The following is a 16442-nucleotide window of genomic DNA, read 5'->3' as shown; positions in this document are numbered from 1 at the left end:
CACACTCAACTCCTTTGGTCTGTACCAGTCAAGGGTGTAGACCAGTCAACCCCTGCGGGTGACAGCGAATTGCGGGTGGGGAGCCGGTCGGGGAAGGTGGGCAGGTGACGGAGCAGCATGTCGACGTGTGGGCCGCCGGCGATGCCTACGAGCGGTACATGGGCCGGTGGAGCCGGCTGGTCGCGGCCGGTTTCGTGTCCTGGCTCGAATGCGAGGACGGTCTGCGCTGGCTGGACGTGGGCTGCGGTTCGGGGGCGTTGACCCAGGCGGTGGCCGCCCGCTGCCGCCCCCGGACGCTGCTGGGGCTGGAGCGGTCCCCCGGGTTCGTGGCCACGGCCCGTGCTTCCGTCTCCGCACCGGCATCCTTCGCCCTGGCCGACGCGCAGGCGCTGCCCGTCCCCGACGCCGTTTTCGACGTGGCCGTCAGCGGGCTCGTTCTGAACTTCCTGCCCGAGCCGGGCGCCGCGGTGGCCGAGGCGGTCCGGGCGGTGCGGCCGGGCGGGCTGGTCGCCGCGTATGTGTGGGACTACGCGGAAGGCATGGGATTCCTGCGCCGTTTCTGGGACGCCGCGATCACGGTGGATCCCTCGGCGGCGGCGCGGGACGAGGGCGGCCGGTTCCCGCTGTGCGCCCCGGAGCCGCTGCGGGCGCTGTGGACCGGGGCAGGGCTGGTCGAGACGGCTGTCGTCCCGATCGAGGCCCCGACCCGCTTCGCCGGCTTCACCGATCTGTGGGAGCCGTTCCTGGCGGGCCAGGGCCCGGCTCCCGGTTATGCGGCGGCGCTGTCACCGGCCGTGCGAGCGCGGTTGCGGGAGACCCTGCGCGAGGCGGTGCCGACCGGTGCGGACGGGACGATCGAGCTGGAGGCCCGCGCATGGGCGGTCCGGGGTCGCAGGCCCGCCGCCGGCAGCGCGGCAGCGGGCCCGGTCCCTCACCGTCTCAGCTGAGCGGCTTGCTCAGCACCGCCTTGCGGTGGCTGAACGTCTCGATCGAGTAGCGGCCGTGGTAGCTGCCCGTGCCGCTCTCGCCCACACCGCCGAACGGCAGGTCGGAGACGGTGAGATGGGCCAGCGGCAGGCCGTGACCGAGACCGCCGGACGAGGTCTCGTCGGCGATCCGGCGCCGCGTCTCGTCGGACTCCGAGAAGACGTACAGCGCAAGGGGCTTGTCGCGGTCGCCGATGAAGTCGATCGCCTCGTCGAGGCCGGAGACCGTGACGATCGGCAGGATCGGGCCGAAGATCTCCTCCTGCATGACGGGCGACTTGGGGTCGACGTCGGCGAGGACGGTCGGGGCGAGGTACTTCGTCGCACGGTCGCCCACGCCGCCGACGACCACGCGGCCCGAGTCGAGCAGGCCCGACAGGCGGTCGAAGTGGCGTTCGTTGACGATCCGGCCGTACTCGCCGGAATCCGCCGGGTCCGTGCCGTACAGCGCCTCGACGGCCCGGGTGAGCGCCGGCTCCAGGGCGGTGGCGGTGGCCGGGTCGGTCAGCACGTAGTCGGGGGCCACGCAGGTCTGGCCGGCGTTGAGGAACTTGCCGCGGGCGAGGCGGTCGGCGACGACGTCGAGGTCGGTGTCGCGGTCGACGAACGCCGGTGACTTGCCGCCGAGTTCGAGGGTGACCGGGGTGAGGTGCTCGGCGGCGGCGCGCATCACGACGCGGCCGACCGTGCCATTGCCGGTGTAGAAGACGTGGTCGAAACGCTCGGCCAGCAGGGCCGTGGTCTCCGGGATGCCGCCCTCGACCACGGCGACCGCGTCGGTGTCGAGGTAGGCGGGCAGCAGCCGGGCCAGGGCGGCGGAGGTGGCGGGGGCCATCTCGCTCGGCTTGGCGACCACCGCGTTGCCGGAGGCGAGGGCGCCGACCACGGGGGCGAGCAGGAGCTGGGCCGGATAGTTCCAGGGGGCGATGACGAGGACGACGCCGAGGGGGTCGTACTGCGTCCAGGCCGTGGCGTCGGCGCCGAGGTGTGCCGGGACCGGGGCCGGCTCGGGGCGCAGCCAGTCGGCGAGGTGCTCCAGGGTGTGGTCGATCTCGCGGACGGTGAAGTCGATCTCGGTGCGGTGCGCCTCGGTGGAGCTCTTGCCCAGGTCTGCGTGAAGGGCGGCGGCCAGGTCGGCACCGTTCTCCGTGAGCATCTCGCGCAGGCGGTGCAGCTGGGCCGTACGCCACTCGACGGGCTTGGTGCGCCCGGTGCGGAAGGTGGCGCGCAGGCGGGCCACGACGTCGGCGGGCTGCTCGGGGGTGTGCTGGTTCACGGTGCCTCGCTGGTGGGACGTGGGCGTATCAGGTGTATACGCCAACCATTCTGGTGCGGAAATGATTCCGGGCGCACCAAAACTGCCGTACGTCGTCACCGGGTGACAGCCGGTGATCAGCGGGCGGACTCCGCCGACACCCCTTCGAGCGTGTCCACGAGCCGCTCCAGCAGGCCGCGCAGCAGTTCGTCGTCGCCGTTGCTCAGTACCGGCCAGCGCTCACGGACCTCACGGTTGATCCGCCGCCAGTAGCTCTGGCCGCGCGGGGTGAGGTGGGCGAGGATGCGGCGGCGGTCCAGGGGGTCCACCCGCCGGTAGACGAGGTTCTGGTCGACGAGGTGGTCGACCAGCTTGGTGAGCGTCGGCGGCGGCAGGAACACCGCTTCGGCCACCGCCGTCATGTAGTGGCCCTCGCCGTCGGCGAGCAGGGCCAGCACCCGCCAGGAATCGAGCGAGCAGCCGTCCTCGTCGAGGACGGTCTGGAGCCTCCGCGCGGCCAGTCGTTCGGCCCGCGTCAACAACTGCATCAGATCCTGGGGCTGGCGCGGAGGTGGGGTGGGCATCCTTCTCCTCGGTCCCGGGGTGCAGACATCGTACAAGTGCCGCTTCCCCCAAGGGTGGACCCCTTCTCACACTGCTCCTCCACTCCCCCGCCGCCTCCCCGCCGACCGGTCCACGAGACGCACTGGAGTTCACCGGGCGGACCCGGAATCATGACCGCATGTCCGAGCTCGACCCCCACCCGCTCGACTGGTTCACAGTCGACGACTCCGCGATCAGCGTGGCGCTGGTGTTCCCCATGCAGGGAGCGGCGGGGATCTTCGGGCCGGCCTGCGAGCTGTGCGCACGGCTGGCCGCGGAGGAGGTCAACCGCGCGGGCGGGGTGCTCGGCAAGGAGCTGCGGCTGCTGCCGGTCGACGGCGGCGCCGAACCGCGGGAGATCGCCGACCGCGTCGAGGCGCTGGTGGCGCTGGGTGTCGTCCAGGGCGTCACCGGCTGGCACATCTCTTCGGTACGCCAGGCGCTGGCCCCGCGCATCGCGCACCGCGTCCCGTACGTCTACACCGCGCTGTACGAGGGCGGCGAGCACACCACGGGAGTCTTCCTGACCAGCGAGACACCCGACTCCCAACTCCGCCCGGCGATACGCCTGTTGGCGGGTGAGCGCAAGGTGCGCCGCTGGTTCGTGGTCGGCAACGACTACGTGTGGCCGCGCCGCACCGCCCGGGCCGCCCGCGCCTACGCACAGGAGTCCGGGGGCGGTATCTGCGGCCAGGCCTATCTCCCGCTGGGCACCCACGAGTTCGACCCGGTGCTGCGCCGCATCGAGGAGTCGGAGGCGGATGCCGTCCTGATGCTCCTGGTGGGCAGTGACGCGGTCCGCTTCAACCGGGCGTTCGCCGCCGCCGGGCTCGACCAGCAGTGTCTGCGGCTGAGCACGCTCATGGACGAGAACATGCTGATGGCCAGCGGCCCCACGGCCACGGCGGACCTCTACAGCACCGCCGGGTTCTTCGCCTCGCTGGCGAACCAGGACACTCTCGACTTCCACGGCCGGTACGCCGGGCGGTTCGGAGTCGAGGCCCCGGCGGCGGGCAGTCTCGGCGAATCCTGTTACGAGGGCGTGCTGTTGCTCGCCGCGCTCGTCGCCCGCGCCCGGACCCTGGACGTGGCGGCGATCGGCGCGACCGCCGACTCCGTGTCGTACGAGGGGCCGCGCGGGCTGCTGCGGCTGCGGGGCAGCCATGTGAGACAGCGGATCTACCTCGCCCGGGCGGACGGGGTGGACTTCGACGTGCTCACCCAGCTGGACCTCGACCCCGCCCGCCCTTGACATGTACCTCACCCCACCGAGATACTTCACATAGGAAGTAATTACAATGCCTCGGGCGACGTGTGAATTCCGGTGAGGAATTCGGTCCGAGGTTTTTTTGTGTCCCGTTTCGTTTCCCGCGGAGAGCCGGAAGATACAGCCGGGTAAGTATCGCGAAACGCACTCGAAACAGCCTGACTTGAGGCTGTGGACCGCACTTCAGGGAACCAGCCGGTACACCAACAGGGGAAAGCTGGAAACTCGCGCCACCCCCGCGCCTGAAGGGCTGCTGATTCCTTCCCTTTCAGGTGTCCTCCCCGGGACATGGAGGTTCTTTTGTCCAGCGTTCCCAGCATTCATCGGCGTCGGCTCCTGGCCGGTACCGCGGCGCTCGCGGCCGTCGTCGCACTCTCCGCGTGCGGCGCGAAGACCGACGCGGCAGGCTCGTCCGACAAGGCCGCGAAGATCGACACCAGCGGCGACACCGTCAAGGTGGGCCTGCTCAACTCGCTCTCCGGCACCATGGCGATCAGCGAGGTGACCGTACGCAACTCGCTGCAGCTCGCCATCTCGGAGATCAACGCCAAGGGCGGTGTCCTCGGCAAGAAGATCAAGCCGATCAGCGAGGACGGCGCCTCCGACTGGCCGACCTTCGCCGAGAAGGCCACCAAGCTGATCAAGGAGGACGGCGTCGCGGCCACCTTCGGCTGCTGGACCTCCGCCAGCCGCAAGGCCGTCAAGCCGGTCTTCGAGAAGAACAAGTCGCTGCTCTTCTACCCCGTGCAGTACGAGGGCCTGGAGGAGTCGCCGTACATCTTCTACACGGGCGCCACGACGAACCAGCAGATCATCCCCGCCCTCGACTACCTCAAGAGCCAGGGCAAGAAGAAGCTCTACCTGGTCGGCAGCGACTACGTCTTCCCGCGCACCGCCAACAAGGAGATCAAGGCGTACGCGAAGGCCAACGGCATGACGATCCTCGGCGAGGACTACGCGCCGCTGGGCTCCACGGAGTTCAGCACGATCGCCAACAAGGTGAAGGCGTCGAAGGCGGACGCCGTCTTCAACACCCTCAACGGCGACTCGAACGTGGCCTTCTTCAAGGAGTACAAGTCCGCAGGCCTGACCGCCAAGACCATGCCGGTCGTCTCGGTGTCGATCGCCGAGGAGGAGGTCAAGTCGATCGGAACGCAGTACCTGGAAGGCCAGTTGACGGCCTGGAACTACTACCAGACCACTCCCGGCGCGGCGAACACCACGTTCGTGAAGGCGTACAAGGCCAAGTACGGCGCGGACAAGCCGACCAGTGACCCGATGGAGGCCGCCTACACCTCGGTCTACCTGTGGAAGGCGATGGTCGAGAAGGCGAAGTCCTTCGACCCGGAGAAGGTGAAGGCCGCCTCCGACGGCATCACCTTCGACGCGCCCGAGGGCAAGGTCACCGTGGACGGTGCCTCGCAGCACATCTACAAGACCGCCCGGATCGGCAAGGTCGGCAGCGACGGTCTGATCGAGCAGGTGTGGGACTCCGGCAAGCCCATCAAGCCGGACCCGTTCCTCAAGGGCTACTCCTGGGCCTCCGGCCTGTCCTGACCGCTCGTCGCGCGGGGCCTCGCACGCCGGGGCCCCGCGCCCGCCCGCACCCCTCCCCGGGAGCCGCCGTATGACCGTGATCCTCGGTCAGACCTTCACCGGCATCAGTATCGGTGCCGTCCTGCTGCTCATCGCGCTCGGCCTCTCGCTCACCTTCGGCCAGATGAATGTCATCAACATGGCCCACGGTGAGTTCATCATGGCCGGCGCCTACACGACGTACGTGCTGCAGAAGTCCATTTCCAGCGCGGGATTCTCGCTTCTCGTCGCGCTTCCCGTCGCCTTTCTCGTCTCGGGCACCCTGGGCGCGCTCCTCGAATGGCTTCTCATCAGACGGCTGTATCTGCGGCCACTTGACACCCTTCTCGTCACTTGGGGCGTCTCGCTGATGCTCCAGCAACTCGCCCGGGACATTTTCGGTGCGCCGAACGTGCAGACCCGCGCGCCCGACTGGCTCACCGGGAACATCACCGTGATCGGCGGCGACGACCCGCTCACCTTCGCCAACAGCCGGCTGTTCATCCTGGGGCTGGCGGTCGCTGCGGTGGTCGCGCTGTCGCTGACGCTGCGGCTGACGCCGTTGGGCCGCCGGGTGCGGGCAGTGGTGCAGAACCGGGACCTCGCCGAGGTGTCGGGCATCTCCACGAGCCGCGTCGACCGCACGGCCTTCTTCATCGGGTCCGGCCTCGCGGGCGTCGCCGGGGTGGCGCTGACGCTGGTCGGTCCGATCGGGCCGACGATGGGCACCAACGTCATCATCGACGCCTTCCTGGTGATCGTGGTCGGCGGCATCGGACAGCTCAAGGGGACGGTCATCGTCGCCTTCGTGCTGGGCGCGCTGCAGTCGGTCCTCGAGTACTCCACCACCGTCAGCGTCGCCAAGGTCCTGGTGCTCGTCGCCATCGTCGCGTTCCTCCAGTGGCGGCCCCAGGGGCTGTACACGCTGCGTACGAGGAGTCTCGTATGAACCTGCTGAAAGGCCGTTCGGCGCGTGCCGCGGCAGGCTTCGCGTCAGCCACCGTCGCGCTGTTCGCCGTCGCCCCGCTCGTGCTGTCCGACTTCCGGCTCGGGCTGCTCGCCAAGTACCTGTGCACCGCGATGGTCGCCGTGGGCATCTGCCTGGCGTGGGGCCGCGGCGGCCTCCTGACGCTCGGTCAGGGCGTGTTCTTCGGGCTCGGCGGTTACGCCATGGCGATGCACCTGAAGATCACCGACGCCGGGCCCGGCAACCTGCCCGACTTCATGCAGCTGTACGGCACCGCCACCGAACTCCCCTGGTGGTGGCAGCCGTTCGCGAACCCCCTGTTCGCGATCGCCGCGACCGTGCTGCTGCCGATGACGGTCGCGGCGCTCCTCGGCCTGTTCGTCTTCCGCCGCCGGGTCAAGGGCGCCTACTTCGCCATCCTCAGCCAGGCGCTCGCCGCGGCGTTCGCGATCTGGCTGATCGGCCAGCAGGCCACGACCGGCGGCACCAACGGACTCACCGACATCCAGGGCTTCTTCGGGTACTCCCTCGACGACCCGGTCAACCAGCGCATGGTGTACTTCGTCATCGCCGCCGTCCTGCTGCTCCTGATCGCCCTGGCGCGTCAGCTCATCCAGAGCCGTTACGGCGAACTCCTGGTAGCCGTAAGGGACTCGGAGGAGCGGGTGCGCTTCCTCGGCTACGACCCGGCCAACGTCAAGCTCGTCGCGTACGTCGTCGCGGCCGGCATGGCGGGCCTGGCGGGCGCGCTGTTCGTACCGGCGGTCGGCATCATCTCGCCCGCGCTGATCGGCATAGTGCCGTCCATCGAGTTCGTCATCGGCGCCGCCGTGGGTGGCCGGGCGAGCCTGGCCGGTGCGGTGCTCGGCGCGGTCGCGGTCGCCTGGGCCAAGACGGCCCTGTCGGAGGAGTTCCCGGCGGCCTGGACGTACTTCCAGGGCCTGCTGTTCATCGTCGCCCTGGCGTTCCTGCCCGGCGGCCTCGCCTCGCTGGCGGTGTTCGTACGGCGGCGCAGGGCCCCGAAGGCGCCCGAGCAGACGGCGCCCGTCGTACCGGTGGGAGAAGCGGCATGAGTGAGCTCTCGGGTCTCGAGATACGGCAACTGCGGGTGTCCTTCGACGGATTCACCGCCGTCGACGGGGTGGACCTCGACGTCCGCCCGGGCGATCTGCGCTTCCTCATCGGGCCGAACGGCGCCGGCAAGACCACCCTGGTCGACGCGGTCACCGGACTGGTGCGGGCGACGGGCTCGGTGCGCTTCGGCGACGCCGAGCTGCTCGGGCGGAGCGTGCACAGGATCGCGCGGTCCGGTATCGGCCGTACCTTCCAGACGGCCACCGTCTTCGAGGAGTTGACGGTCCTTCAGAACCTGGACATCGCGGCGGGCGCCGGGCGCAGCATGTGGACCATGCTGCGGCGTCGCAAGGACGTTCCGGAGCCGGTCGCCAAGGCGCTGGAGACGGTCGGGCTCACCGAGCACGCCGGCTCCCCCGCCGGGACGCTCGCGCACGGCCAGAAGCAGTGGCTGGAGATCGGCATGCTGCTCGTGCAGGACGTACGGCTGCTGCTGCTCGACGAGCCGGTCGCGGGCATGAGCCACGACGAGCGTCAGGCGACCGGCGAGCTGCTCCAGCGGATCAGCGAGGAGCGGACCGTGGTCGTCATCGAGCACGACATGGACTTCATGCGGTCCTTCGCGCGCAGCGTCAGCGTGCTGCACGCGGGCAAGGTGCTCAGCGAGGGCACGGTGGCAAAGGTGCAGGCGGATCCGAAGGTGCAGGAGGTGTACCTCGGGCACGCGGTGGACTCGTCAGCCACCGCAGCCAACGAGGGCGCGCCGGACACCGCGGTCGTACAGGAGGCGTGATGCTGCAGATCGAAGACGTCCGGGTCGGCTACCACCGCAGCAGCGTCCTGCACGGGGTCTGTGTCGAAGTGCCGAAGGACGGCGTGGCCGCGGTGCTCGGGCACAACGGCGCCGGCAAGAGCACCCTGCTGCGAGCCGCCGTCGGGCTGCTCGTGCCGAGCAGCGGCACGGTCCGCCTCGACGGCGAGGACATCACCCGCCGCAAGCCGCACGAGCGGGTGGCGCGCGGGATGGCGTACGTCCCGCAGGGCCAGCAGGCGTTCTGGCACCTGACGACCGCGGAGAACCTCCAGCTCGTCGCGGACGGCCGGAGACGCGGCAAGGCGGCGATCGCCGAGGCACTCGACCTGTTCCCGGCGCTGCGGACGCTGTCCAACCGGCGGGCGGGCCTGCTGTCCGGCGGGCAGCGGCAGCAACTCGCCATCGCCCGGGCCCTGGTGACGGAGCCCCGGATCCTGCTCCTGGACGAGCCGACCGAGGGCATCCAGCCGTCGGTGGTCGCCGAGATCGAGGAGACGATCCTGGCCCTGGCCGCGCGCGGCGGGCTGTCGGTGCTGCTGGTCGAGCAGCACGTCGGCTTCGCGATGCGGGCGGCGCAGCGGTACTACGTCCTGGAGGCCGGCCGGGTCACCTCCTCCGGCGAGGGCGGACAGGATGCCGAGCGGTCCGTGCGGGAGGCGTTGAGCGTGTGACGGGGTGACGGTCCCGTGTGGCGGGATCCTCGCCCCCGCCGCCCCTTCCCGTTCCCGTCCCTGGGGGCTGCCGCCCCCAGACCCTCGCTTCGGCCCGAAGGGCCTCGTCCGCAAACGCCGGACGGGCTGAAATCAGCCCCTCCGGCGTTTGCGGAGCGGGGGTTTGGGGGCGGAGCCCCCAAGGTCGGGAAGAGGCGGGGCGGAAACCCCCTGCGAGCAGCCTGGACTAGGCGCGGTCCAGGGTCCGCCGGACGCGTTCGAGGTAGGCGCGTTCGGCAGGGTTCTCGCTCAGCGCGACGGCGGCCTCGTACGCGTCGGCGGCCTCGGCGACGCGGCCGAGGCGCCGCAGCAGGTCGGCCCGTACGGCATGGAAGACGTGGTAACGCTCCAGGTCGAGGGCGTCCACCAGACCCAGGGCCGGCCCCGGCCCCTGCACCTCGGCGACCGCGACCGCCCGGTTGAGGGCCACCACGGGACCGGGCGCCATCGCCATGAGCTGGTCGTACAGCTGAACGATCTGCCCCCAGTCGGTCGCGTCGGCGGTCGGCGCGTCGCTGTGGACGGCCTGGATCGCGGCCTGGATCTGATAGGGCCCGGGCCGGTTCCGGCGCAGACAGCGACGCACGAGCGACTGCCCTTCGGCGATCAGCTCGCGGTCCCATCGCCCGCGCTCCTGCTCGGGCAACGGCACCAGCACCCCGTCGCCGTCCTGCCGCGCCGGCCGCCGCGACTCGACGAGGAGCATCAGCGCGAGGAGCCCGGTGACCTCGGGCTCGTCCGGCATGAGTTCGCTCAGGAGGCGTCCGAGGCGTACGGCTTCCGCGCACAGCTCGGCCGAGCCGTCGTACCCCTCGTTGAAGATCAGGTAGACGACGGCGAGGACCCCCTTGAGGCGGTCCGGGAGATCCGCGTCTCGGGGCACGCGGTACGGGATCCGCGCGTCGCGGATCTTCGCCTTGGCCCGCACGAGCCGCTGGGCCATCGTCGGCTCGGGCACCAGGAAGGCGCGGGCGATACGTGCCGTGCTGAGCCCGCCGAGCAGCCGCAGGGTGAGGGCGACCTGTGCCCGGGGCGCGAGGGCGGGGTGGCAGCAGGTGAAGATGAGCCGGAGCCGGTCGTCGCGCACGGGACCCTCCTCGGGCGGCGCGTCGGAGGCGTGCAGCAGGACGGCCTCGGCGTGGCGTGCGTCGCGCGACGCCTCCCGGCGCAGCCGGTCGATCGCCCGGTTGCGTGCGGTGGTGATGATCCACCCGGCCGGGCTCGGCGGCACACCGGTCTCCGGCCAGCGCTGCACGGCCGTGGTGAAGGCGTCCTGGGCCGCTTCCTCCGCGAGGTCGATGTCGCCGAGGTAGCGGACCAGGACGGAGACCGCGCGGCCGTACTCCGCACGGAAGACGGCCTCGACGTCTGCGGTCATCAGGCTTCCGCGTCGCCCATGAACGGCCGCACCTCGATCGGCAGCGTGGTCGCGAGGGCGGCCTTGCGACCCCATTCGAGGGCCGCGTCCAGGTCGGGCGCCTGGACGAGACAGATGCCGCCGAGGATCTCCTTGCCCTCCGCGTACGGACCGTCGGTGACGAGGACGTCGCCGTCGCGCGGCCGCAGCACGGTGGAGGATTCCGGGCCGTGCAGTCCCCCGGCGAAGACCCAGGCGCCCGCCTCGCGCAGCTCCCGATGGAAGACGTCGAGCTTCTTGCCGATCTCCGCGAGGACCTCCGGCGGGGGCGGGTCACCCACGGGCTGCATCACGCTGAGCAGGTAGTACTTCATGACGGCCTCCTTGGCACTGCGGTGTGTCCGTGCCCGTCTCCGGGCGTTCTCTCACCTCCTACACGAACGGCAGACCCCCGGATCGACACCGCGCACGACGACATCGGGAGAATTTCCTCCATGACCATCGCCCCGCACCCGCACCCCCTGGTCGCCCGCGCCCGCCGCCTCGCGGACGACCTGCTCGCGCCGAACGCCGAACGCGTCGACCAGGAGGGCGTGCCCGCCACCCACATCGAGGCGATCCGGCGGTCGGGCCTGCTGGGACTGAGCGCGCCCGGGGAGTACGGCGGCGCGGCGGTACCCGCTCCGGTGGCCAGGGAGGTCGCGGAGATCCTGGCCGGGGCGTGCTGCTCGACCTGGTTCGTTCAGACGCAGCACCACACACCCGTGATGACACTGGCGAAGAGCGAGGGGCCGGTGCGGGAGCGGCTGCTGGGCCCGCTGGCACGCGGCGAGCTGCTGGCCGGGGTGGCCTACGCCCACCTGCGGGCGTACCCCCGGACCCCCGTACGGATCACACGGCAAGGGGACGGCTGGCGCTTCGACGGCACCGTGCCCTGGTACACGGGCTGGGGCCTCAACGACGTGATGCTGCTGGCCGGGGTGACGGACACCGGCGAGGCGCTCTTCGCCTTCACCGAGGCCCGCGAGCAGCCGGGCCTGACCGCGTCGGAGCCGATGCGCCTGGCGGCCCTGACCGCGTCCCGCACGGTGTCGCTGGAACTGGACGGCTTCCGGGTCCCCGAGGAGGCGGTGGCGCTGCGGCAGCCGTACGGGCAATGGGCGGCGACGGACCGTACGAAAACGGTGAACGCCTCCCCCGCGGTCTTCGGCGTCGCGGAGGCGGCACTCGCCCTGCTGGACGCGTCCACGTCCGTCCCTCTCCGTTCCCGGCTCGCCGAGGTTCGCGAGCGGGCCTACGCGCTGGCCGACCACCCCGCCCCCAAGGAGCACCACGCGGAGCGACTCACCCTGCGTACCCGGGCCTACGAACTGATGTGCGCGGCCACCACCGCGGCGGTGGTGGCCGGCGGCGGCAGATCGATGGCCCTCACCAGCAAGGCCCAACGCCTGGCCAGGGAGGCCCTGTTCCTCCTGGTCCAGGGCCAGACGGCGGAGTCACGCAGGGATCACTTGAACGCGCTGGCGGGTAACGCCGCTTGAGGGGCGCGGGGCTGTGACCTATGCGGCTCCGCCGTGTGGGCGCGACCAGCCACAACCAACCCGCACTCGCCGGACGATGGAAAGCACCCCCCATCAGTTGGCGAACGGCACCTGTGCCGACGGCACAGCCTGGTCACCGTTCGGATGACGCCACAGCCCCTCCGCGGCCAACCGCGGCAGCACGCCCTCCCCGAACCAGTACGCCTCCTCCAGATGCGGATACCCGGACAGCACGAACTCCTCTATCCCCAGGGCGTGGTACTCCTTGATCCGCTCGGCCACCTCCTCGTGGCTGCCGACCAGCGCGGTCCCGGCTCCCCCGCGCACCAGCCCGATCCCGGCCCACAGGTTGGGATGGATCTCCAGCCCGTCCCGGTTGCCGCCGCCGTGCAGCGCGAGCATCCGCTGCTGCCCCTCGGACTCGCTGCGGGCGAGCCCGGCCTGTACGGATTTCACGGTCTCCGCGTCGAAGCCAGCCAGCAGGCGATGCGCCTCGGCCCAGGCCTGTTCGGAGGTGTCGCGGGTGATGACGTGCAGCCGGATGCCGAACCGCAGGGTGCGCCCCTGATTCGCCGCGAGGCCCCTGATCCAGGCGATCTTCTCGGCGACCTGGGCCGGCGGCTCGCCCCAGGTGAGGTACACGTCGACGTACTTGGCGGCGACCTCACCGGCGGTCGGCGAGGACCCTCCGAAGTACACCTCGGGAACCGGGTCCGGCACACGTGCCAGCTTCGCGTCCTCGACCTGGAGGTGCTCGCCGTGCAGATCGACGGTCTTGCCCTCCCACAATCCCCGGACGATTTCGAGGAATTCACCGGTACGGCGATACCGCGCGTCCTTGTCGAGGAAGTCGCCGTAGGCCCGCTGCTCGTGGCTCTCACCGCCGGTGACGACGTTCAGCAGGAGCCGTCCGCCGGTCTGCCGCTGAAACGTGGAGGCCATCTGCGCGGCGAGCGTCGGCGAGACGAAGCCGGGCCGGAAGGCGACCAGGAACTTCAGGCGTTCGCTCTGCTGGGCGACCATCGCGGTGGTCAGCCACGCGTCCTCGCACCAGGCTCCGGTGGGGGTGAGGGCACCCTCGAAGCCCAGGTCCTCGGCGGCACGGGCGATCTGGCTCAGGTAGGCGACCGTCGGAGGCCGGTCCCGTCCGGAGGCGGTGGCCGGTGTGCCGTGGCCGCCGCCGACGACATGGCGGCTGTCGCCGTTGGTGGGGAGGAACCAGTGGAAGGTGAGGGACACGGGGGTCTCCGTTCTGGAAGATCTTCTAAAGCAGGCCGTGGCGCGGTGGCCGCGTGCCGTTCAGCACGTACCTGCCGATGTGCTGGACCTTCCAGCGGGCGGGGTCGTGCAGGGTGTGGGTGCGGGCGTCGCGCCAGTGCCGGTGCAGATTGAGGGAGTCGAGCGCGGAACGGGTGCCGGACACCTCGAACAGGGCACTCCCGACCTCCACGGCGGTCTGCGCGGCGTGCGCCTTGGCCGCGGCGACCGCGATGGACGCCTCGGCCGCCGAGTCGTCCGTGAGGTCGGCGCGGGCTCCGTCCACGGCACGGGCCGCGTCGCGCAGGAGCGCCTCGGACGCCCGTACCTGGATGGCGAGTTCACCGAACCGCTGGATCAGCAGCGGGTCCTCGGCGGCCGTCTCGGCTCCGCTCTCGAACCAGGGACGGCTCTTGGTGCGGACGAACTCGGCGGCCGCGGCCAGCGCTCCCCCGGCGATGCCCGCGTCGATGGCGGCGTGCAGCAACTGGGCGACCGCCCCGTGGAGTTGGGGTCCCCGAAAGGTGAGGTGGTGCGGCAGCACGCGGTCGGCGGGTACCGGCACCTCCTCCAGTCTTACGGTGCCGCTGGCGGTCGTACGCTGGCCCATGCCGTCCCAGTCGTCGATCACCGTGAGCCCCGGGGCGCCCCTGGGCACATACGCCACGTGCAGGTTGTCGTCCTCGGCACGGGCGAGCACCGGGATCCAGTCGGCGAAGAGGGCGCCGGTGGAGTAGTGCTTGACGCCGGTCAGCGTGTACGAGCCGTCGGGGCGGGGTGCCAGGCGGGTGCGGATGTCCTGGACGTGTTTCGTGCCCGCCTCCGACTGGGCGTTGCCGAAGCGGCGCCCGGCGAGGACCTCGCCGAAGAAGAACTCCTGTTGCTCCGGTGTCCCCTGACGGTGGATCACATTGACATACACGAAGTGGCTCTGTGGGATCTGGGCGAGGCTCGCGTCGGCCGAGGCGAGCAGCCGGAAGATCTCGGCGAGGGTCTCCTGGCGTACGTCCGCTCCCCCGTGCTCGGCCGGCACGGTGACCGCCAGCAGTCCGGAGGCCGTGATCCGGTCCAACTCCTGGCGCGGCAGACGGCGTTCGGCGTCCCGCTGCGAGGCGCCGGCGCGGAACTCGTCGGCGAGGGAGCGGGCCACGGTCAGAGCCTCGACGTCGTCGGCGATGACTTTCGCGGTCATGGGGTCAGCCCGCCGCGGCCAGCAGGGGTGTACGGCCCAGCGCCGTGGAGAACTGGTCGAGCACCTGGGTGAGGGCCTCGCTCGCGGTGGGGGCGACGGTCAGGGAGCCGTCCTCGTGAGCGGTGATGTCCTTGTCGAGGGTGAACCAGCCCTGCACGATGTGGCCCGCCCCCATGGAGCTGAGCACCGGGCGCAGGGCGTAGTCGATGGCCAGCACGTGGGCGGTCGAACCGCCCGTGGCCAGCGGCAGGACGGTCTTGCCGGCCAGTGCGTACTGCGGGAGCAGGTCGAGGAGTGCCTTGAGGACACCGGAGTAGGCCGCCTTGTAGACCGGGGTGCCGATGACGACGCCGTCGGCTCGCTCGAACAGCTCGGTCGCTTCGAGGATCGCGGGGTGCCGGAAGTCGGCACCGAGCAGGGCCTCGGCCGGGATCGTGCGGACGTCGAGAGGGATCACCTCGTGGCCCTGGGCGGCGAGGCGGCCGTCGAGGTGGCGCAGCAGCTTCGCGGTGCGGGAGGAGACGGAGGGAGAGCCGGAGACGGACAGGACGGTGGCCATGGGTCCTCTTTCGGGGAGGAGGGGCGCCTCCGGTGACGGGAGGCGCCCCTGGGGAGCGGTCAGGAGTACCAGGTGGGTTCGGGCAGTTCGCCTTCGAGGACCCAGCGGCCGACCTCGCGCCGCTTGTAGGCGACCGGGTCGTGGAGGGTGTGCGTGCGGACGTTGCGCCAGAACCGGTCGAGGCCCTCGGCGCCGGCCGTGGAGCGGGCGCCGGTCACCTCGAAGACGCGGCTCGCGATCTCCAGGGAGACGTCGGTGGCGCGGGCCTTCACGGCGGCCACCCGTACCTCGAAGTCGCCGCGGGTCTGCTCGGTGACCGCGTCGGGGTCGTCGTGCAGCTTCTGCCCCTCGGCCGCGACGGCGTCGGCGAGGGCCTCGACCGCCCAGAGCTTCGCGGTGAGGTCGCCGTAGATGTCGATGACGTACGGCTCGTCGACCGCGCGCTCGTGGCCGCCGTGCAGCCAGGAGCGTGCCTTCTCGCGGGTGTAGGTGGCGGCCGTCTCCAGCGCGCCGCCGGCGATGCCGAGGTAGAAGTTGACGAAGACCAGCTGGATGGTGGGCACGTTGAGGGTGTTGTAGGTGCGCGGCTGGAACACCTTGTCGACGTAACCGGCCGCCGAGGACCAGGGTGTGCGTACGCCGTCGAGCGTGACGCTGCCGCTCTCGGTGAGGCGCTGGCCGATGTTGTCCCAGTCGTCGTGGAAGGTCAGGCCCTCGGAGTCGGAGGGCACGATCGCGAAGACGTGGCTGTCGGTGCCCTCCAGGACGCCTTCGAGGACGGTGACGTCGGAGACCCTGCTGCCGGTGGAGAAGGACTTGCGGCCGGTGAAGACCAGGTCGTCGCCGTCCTCGGTGACGACCACGTCCTTGTCGCGGGGGTTGACGGCCCCGCCGAAGAACCAGCGGTTCCTGGCGGCCTCGGCCTCCACGTGCTCCCACTGTTCCCGGGTGCCGACCAGACGGGCGGCCCAGTTCCACAGGTAGTGGTAGCCGAGGAGTTGGCCGATGGAGCCGTCGGCCTTGGCCACCTCGCGGACCACCCGGTAGGCCGTCGGCCAGTCCTGTCCCGCGCCGCCGTGCTCCGTGGGCCCGAGCAGGGTGACCAGGCCGGAGTCCTTGAGGAGCTGGACCTCGGCGTACGGGGTGGCACCGGCGCGGTCGCGTGCGGCGGCGTCGGTGGCGAGGACGGCGGCGACCTCGGCGGCGCGGGCGGTCCAGCCCTCGGCGGTCTGCGGGGCGGGGACCTGCTGCCAGTCGGTGGACGTGACGGTGCTCATGCTGGGGT

The 16442-nt window shown here is 71.0% G+C and carries 16 protein-coding genes; 8 read left to right on the top strand and 8 right to left on the bottom strand.

The genetic code is table 11. The features are described 5' to 3' along the window. The first annotated feature begins 104 nt into the window (after nt 1-104). Nucleotides 105-947 (top strand): class I SAM-dependent methyltransferase, encoded by an 843-nt coding sequence (locus ADK57_RS14280; RefSeq protein WP_053749802.1) that lies wholly within the window; start codon nt 105-107, stop codon nt 945-947. Here the strand turns inward: ADK57_RS14280 and ADK57_RS14275 are convergent. Next, on the bottom strand, nt 940-2307 hold the full coding sequence (locus tag ADK57_RS14275; RefSeq protein WP_078973112.1) for an aldehyde dehydrogenase family protein: 1368 nt from the start codon (nt 2305-2307) through the stop codon (nt 940-942). The genes ADK57_RS14280 and ADK57_RS14275 overlap by 8 nt on opposite strands. A gap of 71 nt (nt 2308-2378) precedes the next feature. Further along, nucleotides 2379-2825: a MarR family winged helix-turn-helix transcriptional regulator gene (locus ADK57_RS14270; RefSeq protein WP_053749800.1), complete on the bottom strand. Its 447-nt coding sequence runs from the start codon at nt 2823-2825 to the stop codon at nt 2379-2381. 158 nt (nt 2826-2983) lie between these two features. Between ADK57_RS14270 and ADK57_RS14265 the strand changes: the two genes are divergently transcribed. The 6 genes from ADK57_RS14265 to urtE all read left to right on the top strand — a co-directional run bounded on the left by ADK57_RS14265 (nt 2984) and on the right by urtE (nt 9212). Further along, nucleotides 2984-4096 carry a substrate-binding domain-containing protein gene (locus ADK57_RS14265; protein ID WP_053749799.1) on the top strand — a complete coding sequence of 371 codons (1113 nt, stop codon included), beginning with the start codon at nt 2984-2986 and terminating at the stop codon, nt 4094-4096. A 315-nt stretch (nt 4097-4411) separates the two neighbouring features. Continuing rightward, the gene (gene urtA, locus ADK57_RS14260) at nt 4412-5668 is read left to right on the top strand and encodes an urea ABC transporter substrate-binding protein (RefSeq protein ID WP_234390173.1); all 1257 of its coding nucleotides are present in this window, start codon (nt 4412-4414) and stop codon (nt 5666-5668) included. 70 nt (nt 5669-5738) lie between these two features. Then, complete coding sequence (gene urtB, locus ADK57_RS14255; protein ID WP_053749797.1) at nt 5739-6635, top strand: urea ABC transporter permease subunit UrtB; 897 nt, start codon at nt 5739-5741, stop codon at nt 6633-6635. Then, nucleotides 6632-7726, top strand: a complete 1095-nt coding sequence (gene urtC / locus ADK57_RS14250) for an urea ABC transporter permease subunit UrtC (protein ID WP_053749796.1) — start codon at nt 6632-6634, stop codon at nt 7724-7726. Before urtB ends, urtC begins: the two co-directional genes overlap by 4 nt. After that, nucleotides 7723-8520: an urea ABC transporter ATP-binding protein UrtD gene (urtD, locus tag ADK57_RS14245; RefSeq protein ID WP_053749795.1), complete on the top strand. Its 798-nt coding sequence runs from the start codon at nt 7723-7725 to the stop codon at nt 8518-8520. The genes urtC and urtD overlap by 4 nt, the downstream gene beginning before the upstream one ends. After that, nucleotides 8520-9212: an urea ABC transporter ATP-binding subunit UrtE gene (gene urtE / locus ADK57_RS14240; protein WP_053749794.1), complete on the top strand. Its 693-nt coding sequence runs from the start codon at nt 8520-8522 to the stop codon at nt 9210-9212. Before urtD ends, urtE begins: the two co-directional genes overlap by 1 nt. A 226-nt stretch (nt 9213-9438) precedes the next feature. On the opposite strand, the gene ADK57_RS14235 is transcribed toward urtE, so the two are convergent. Both ADK57_RS14235 and ADK57_RS14230 read right to left on the bottom strand, forming a co-directional pair. Beyond that, nucleotides 9439-10629 (bottom strand): RNA polymerase sigma factor, encoded by a 1191-nt coding sequence (locus ADK57_RS14235; RefSeq protein ID WP_053749793.1) that lies wholly within the window; start codon nt 10627-10629, stop codon nt 9439-9441. Then, nucleotides 10629-10982, bottom strand: coding sequence for a YciI family protein (locus tag ADK57_RS14230; RefSeq protein WP_053749792.1), 354 nt, complete (start codon nt 10980-10982; stop codon nt 10629-10631). Before ADK57_RS14230 ends, ADK57_RS14235 begins: the two co-directional genes overlap by 1 nt. A gap of 120 nt (nt 10983-11102) precedes the next feature. Between ADK57_RS14230 and ADK57_RS14225 the strand changes: the two genes are divergently transcribed. After that, nucleotides 11103-12149: an acyl-CoA dehydrogenase family protein gene (locus ADK57_RS14225; protein WP_053749791.1), complete on the top strand. Its 1047-nt coding sequence runs from the start codon at nt 11103-11105 to the stop codon at nt 12147-12149. A 93-nt stretch (nt 12150-12242) separates the two neighbouring features. On the opposite strand, the gene ADK57_RS14220 is transcribed toward ADK57_RS14225, so the two are convergent. From ADK57_RS14220 to ADK57_RS14205, 4 genes are read right to left on the bottom strand one after another with little or no spacing between them, the layout of a single operon-like run. Then, a complete protein-coding gene (locus ADK57_RS14220) occupies nt 12243-13388 on the bottom strand; it encodes an LLM class flavin-dependent oxidoreductase (protein WP_053749790.1) in 1146 nt (381 codons plus the stop codon). 25 nt (nt 13389-13413) lie between these two features. After that, entirely contained in the window at nt 13414-14598 is a 1185-nt protein-coding gene (locus ADK57_RS14215; protein ID WP_053749789.1) for an SfnB family sulfur acquisition oxidoreductase, read from the bottom strand. A gap of 4 nt (nt 14599-14602) precedes the next feature. Further along, the gene (gene ssuE, locus ADK57_RS14210; RefSeq protein WP_053749788.1) at nt 14603-15157 is read right to left on the bottom strand and encodes an NADPH-dependent FMN reductase; all 555 of its coding nucleotides are present in this window, start codon (nt 15155-15157) and stop codon (nt 14603-14605) included. Nucleotides 15158-15216: 59 nt separating this feature from the next. Next, complete coding sequence (locus tag ADK57_RS14205) at nt 15217-16434, bottom strand: acyl-CoA dehydrogenase family protein (RefSeq protein ID WP_053749787.1); 1218 nt, start codon at nt 16432-16434, stop codon at nt 15217-15219. Nucleotides 16435-16442: the final 8 nt, after the last annotated feature.

It is taken from the genome of Streptomyces sp. MMG1533, assembly GCF_001279775.1.
GTDB lineage: Bacteria > Actinomycetota > Actinomycetes > Streptomycetales > Streptomycetaceae > Streptomyces.
The sequence above is the reverse complement of the archived record's forward strand: the minus strand, read 5'-3'. Positions and strand labels throughout refer to the sequence as shown.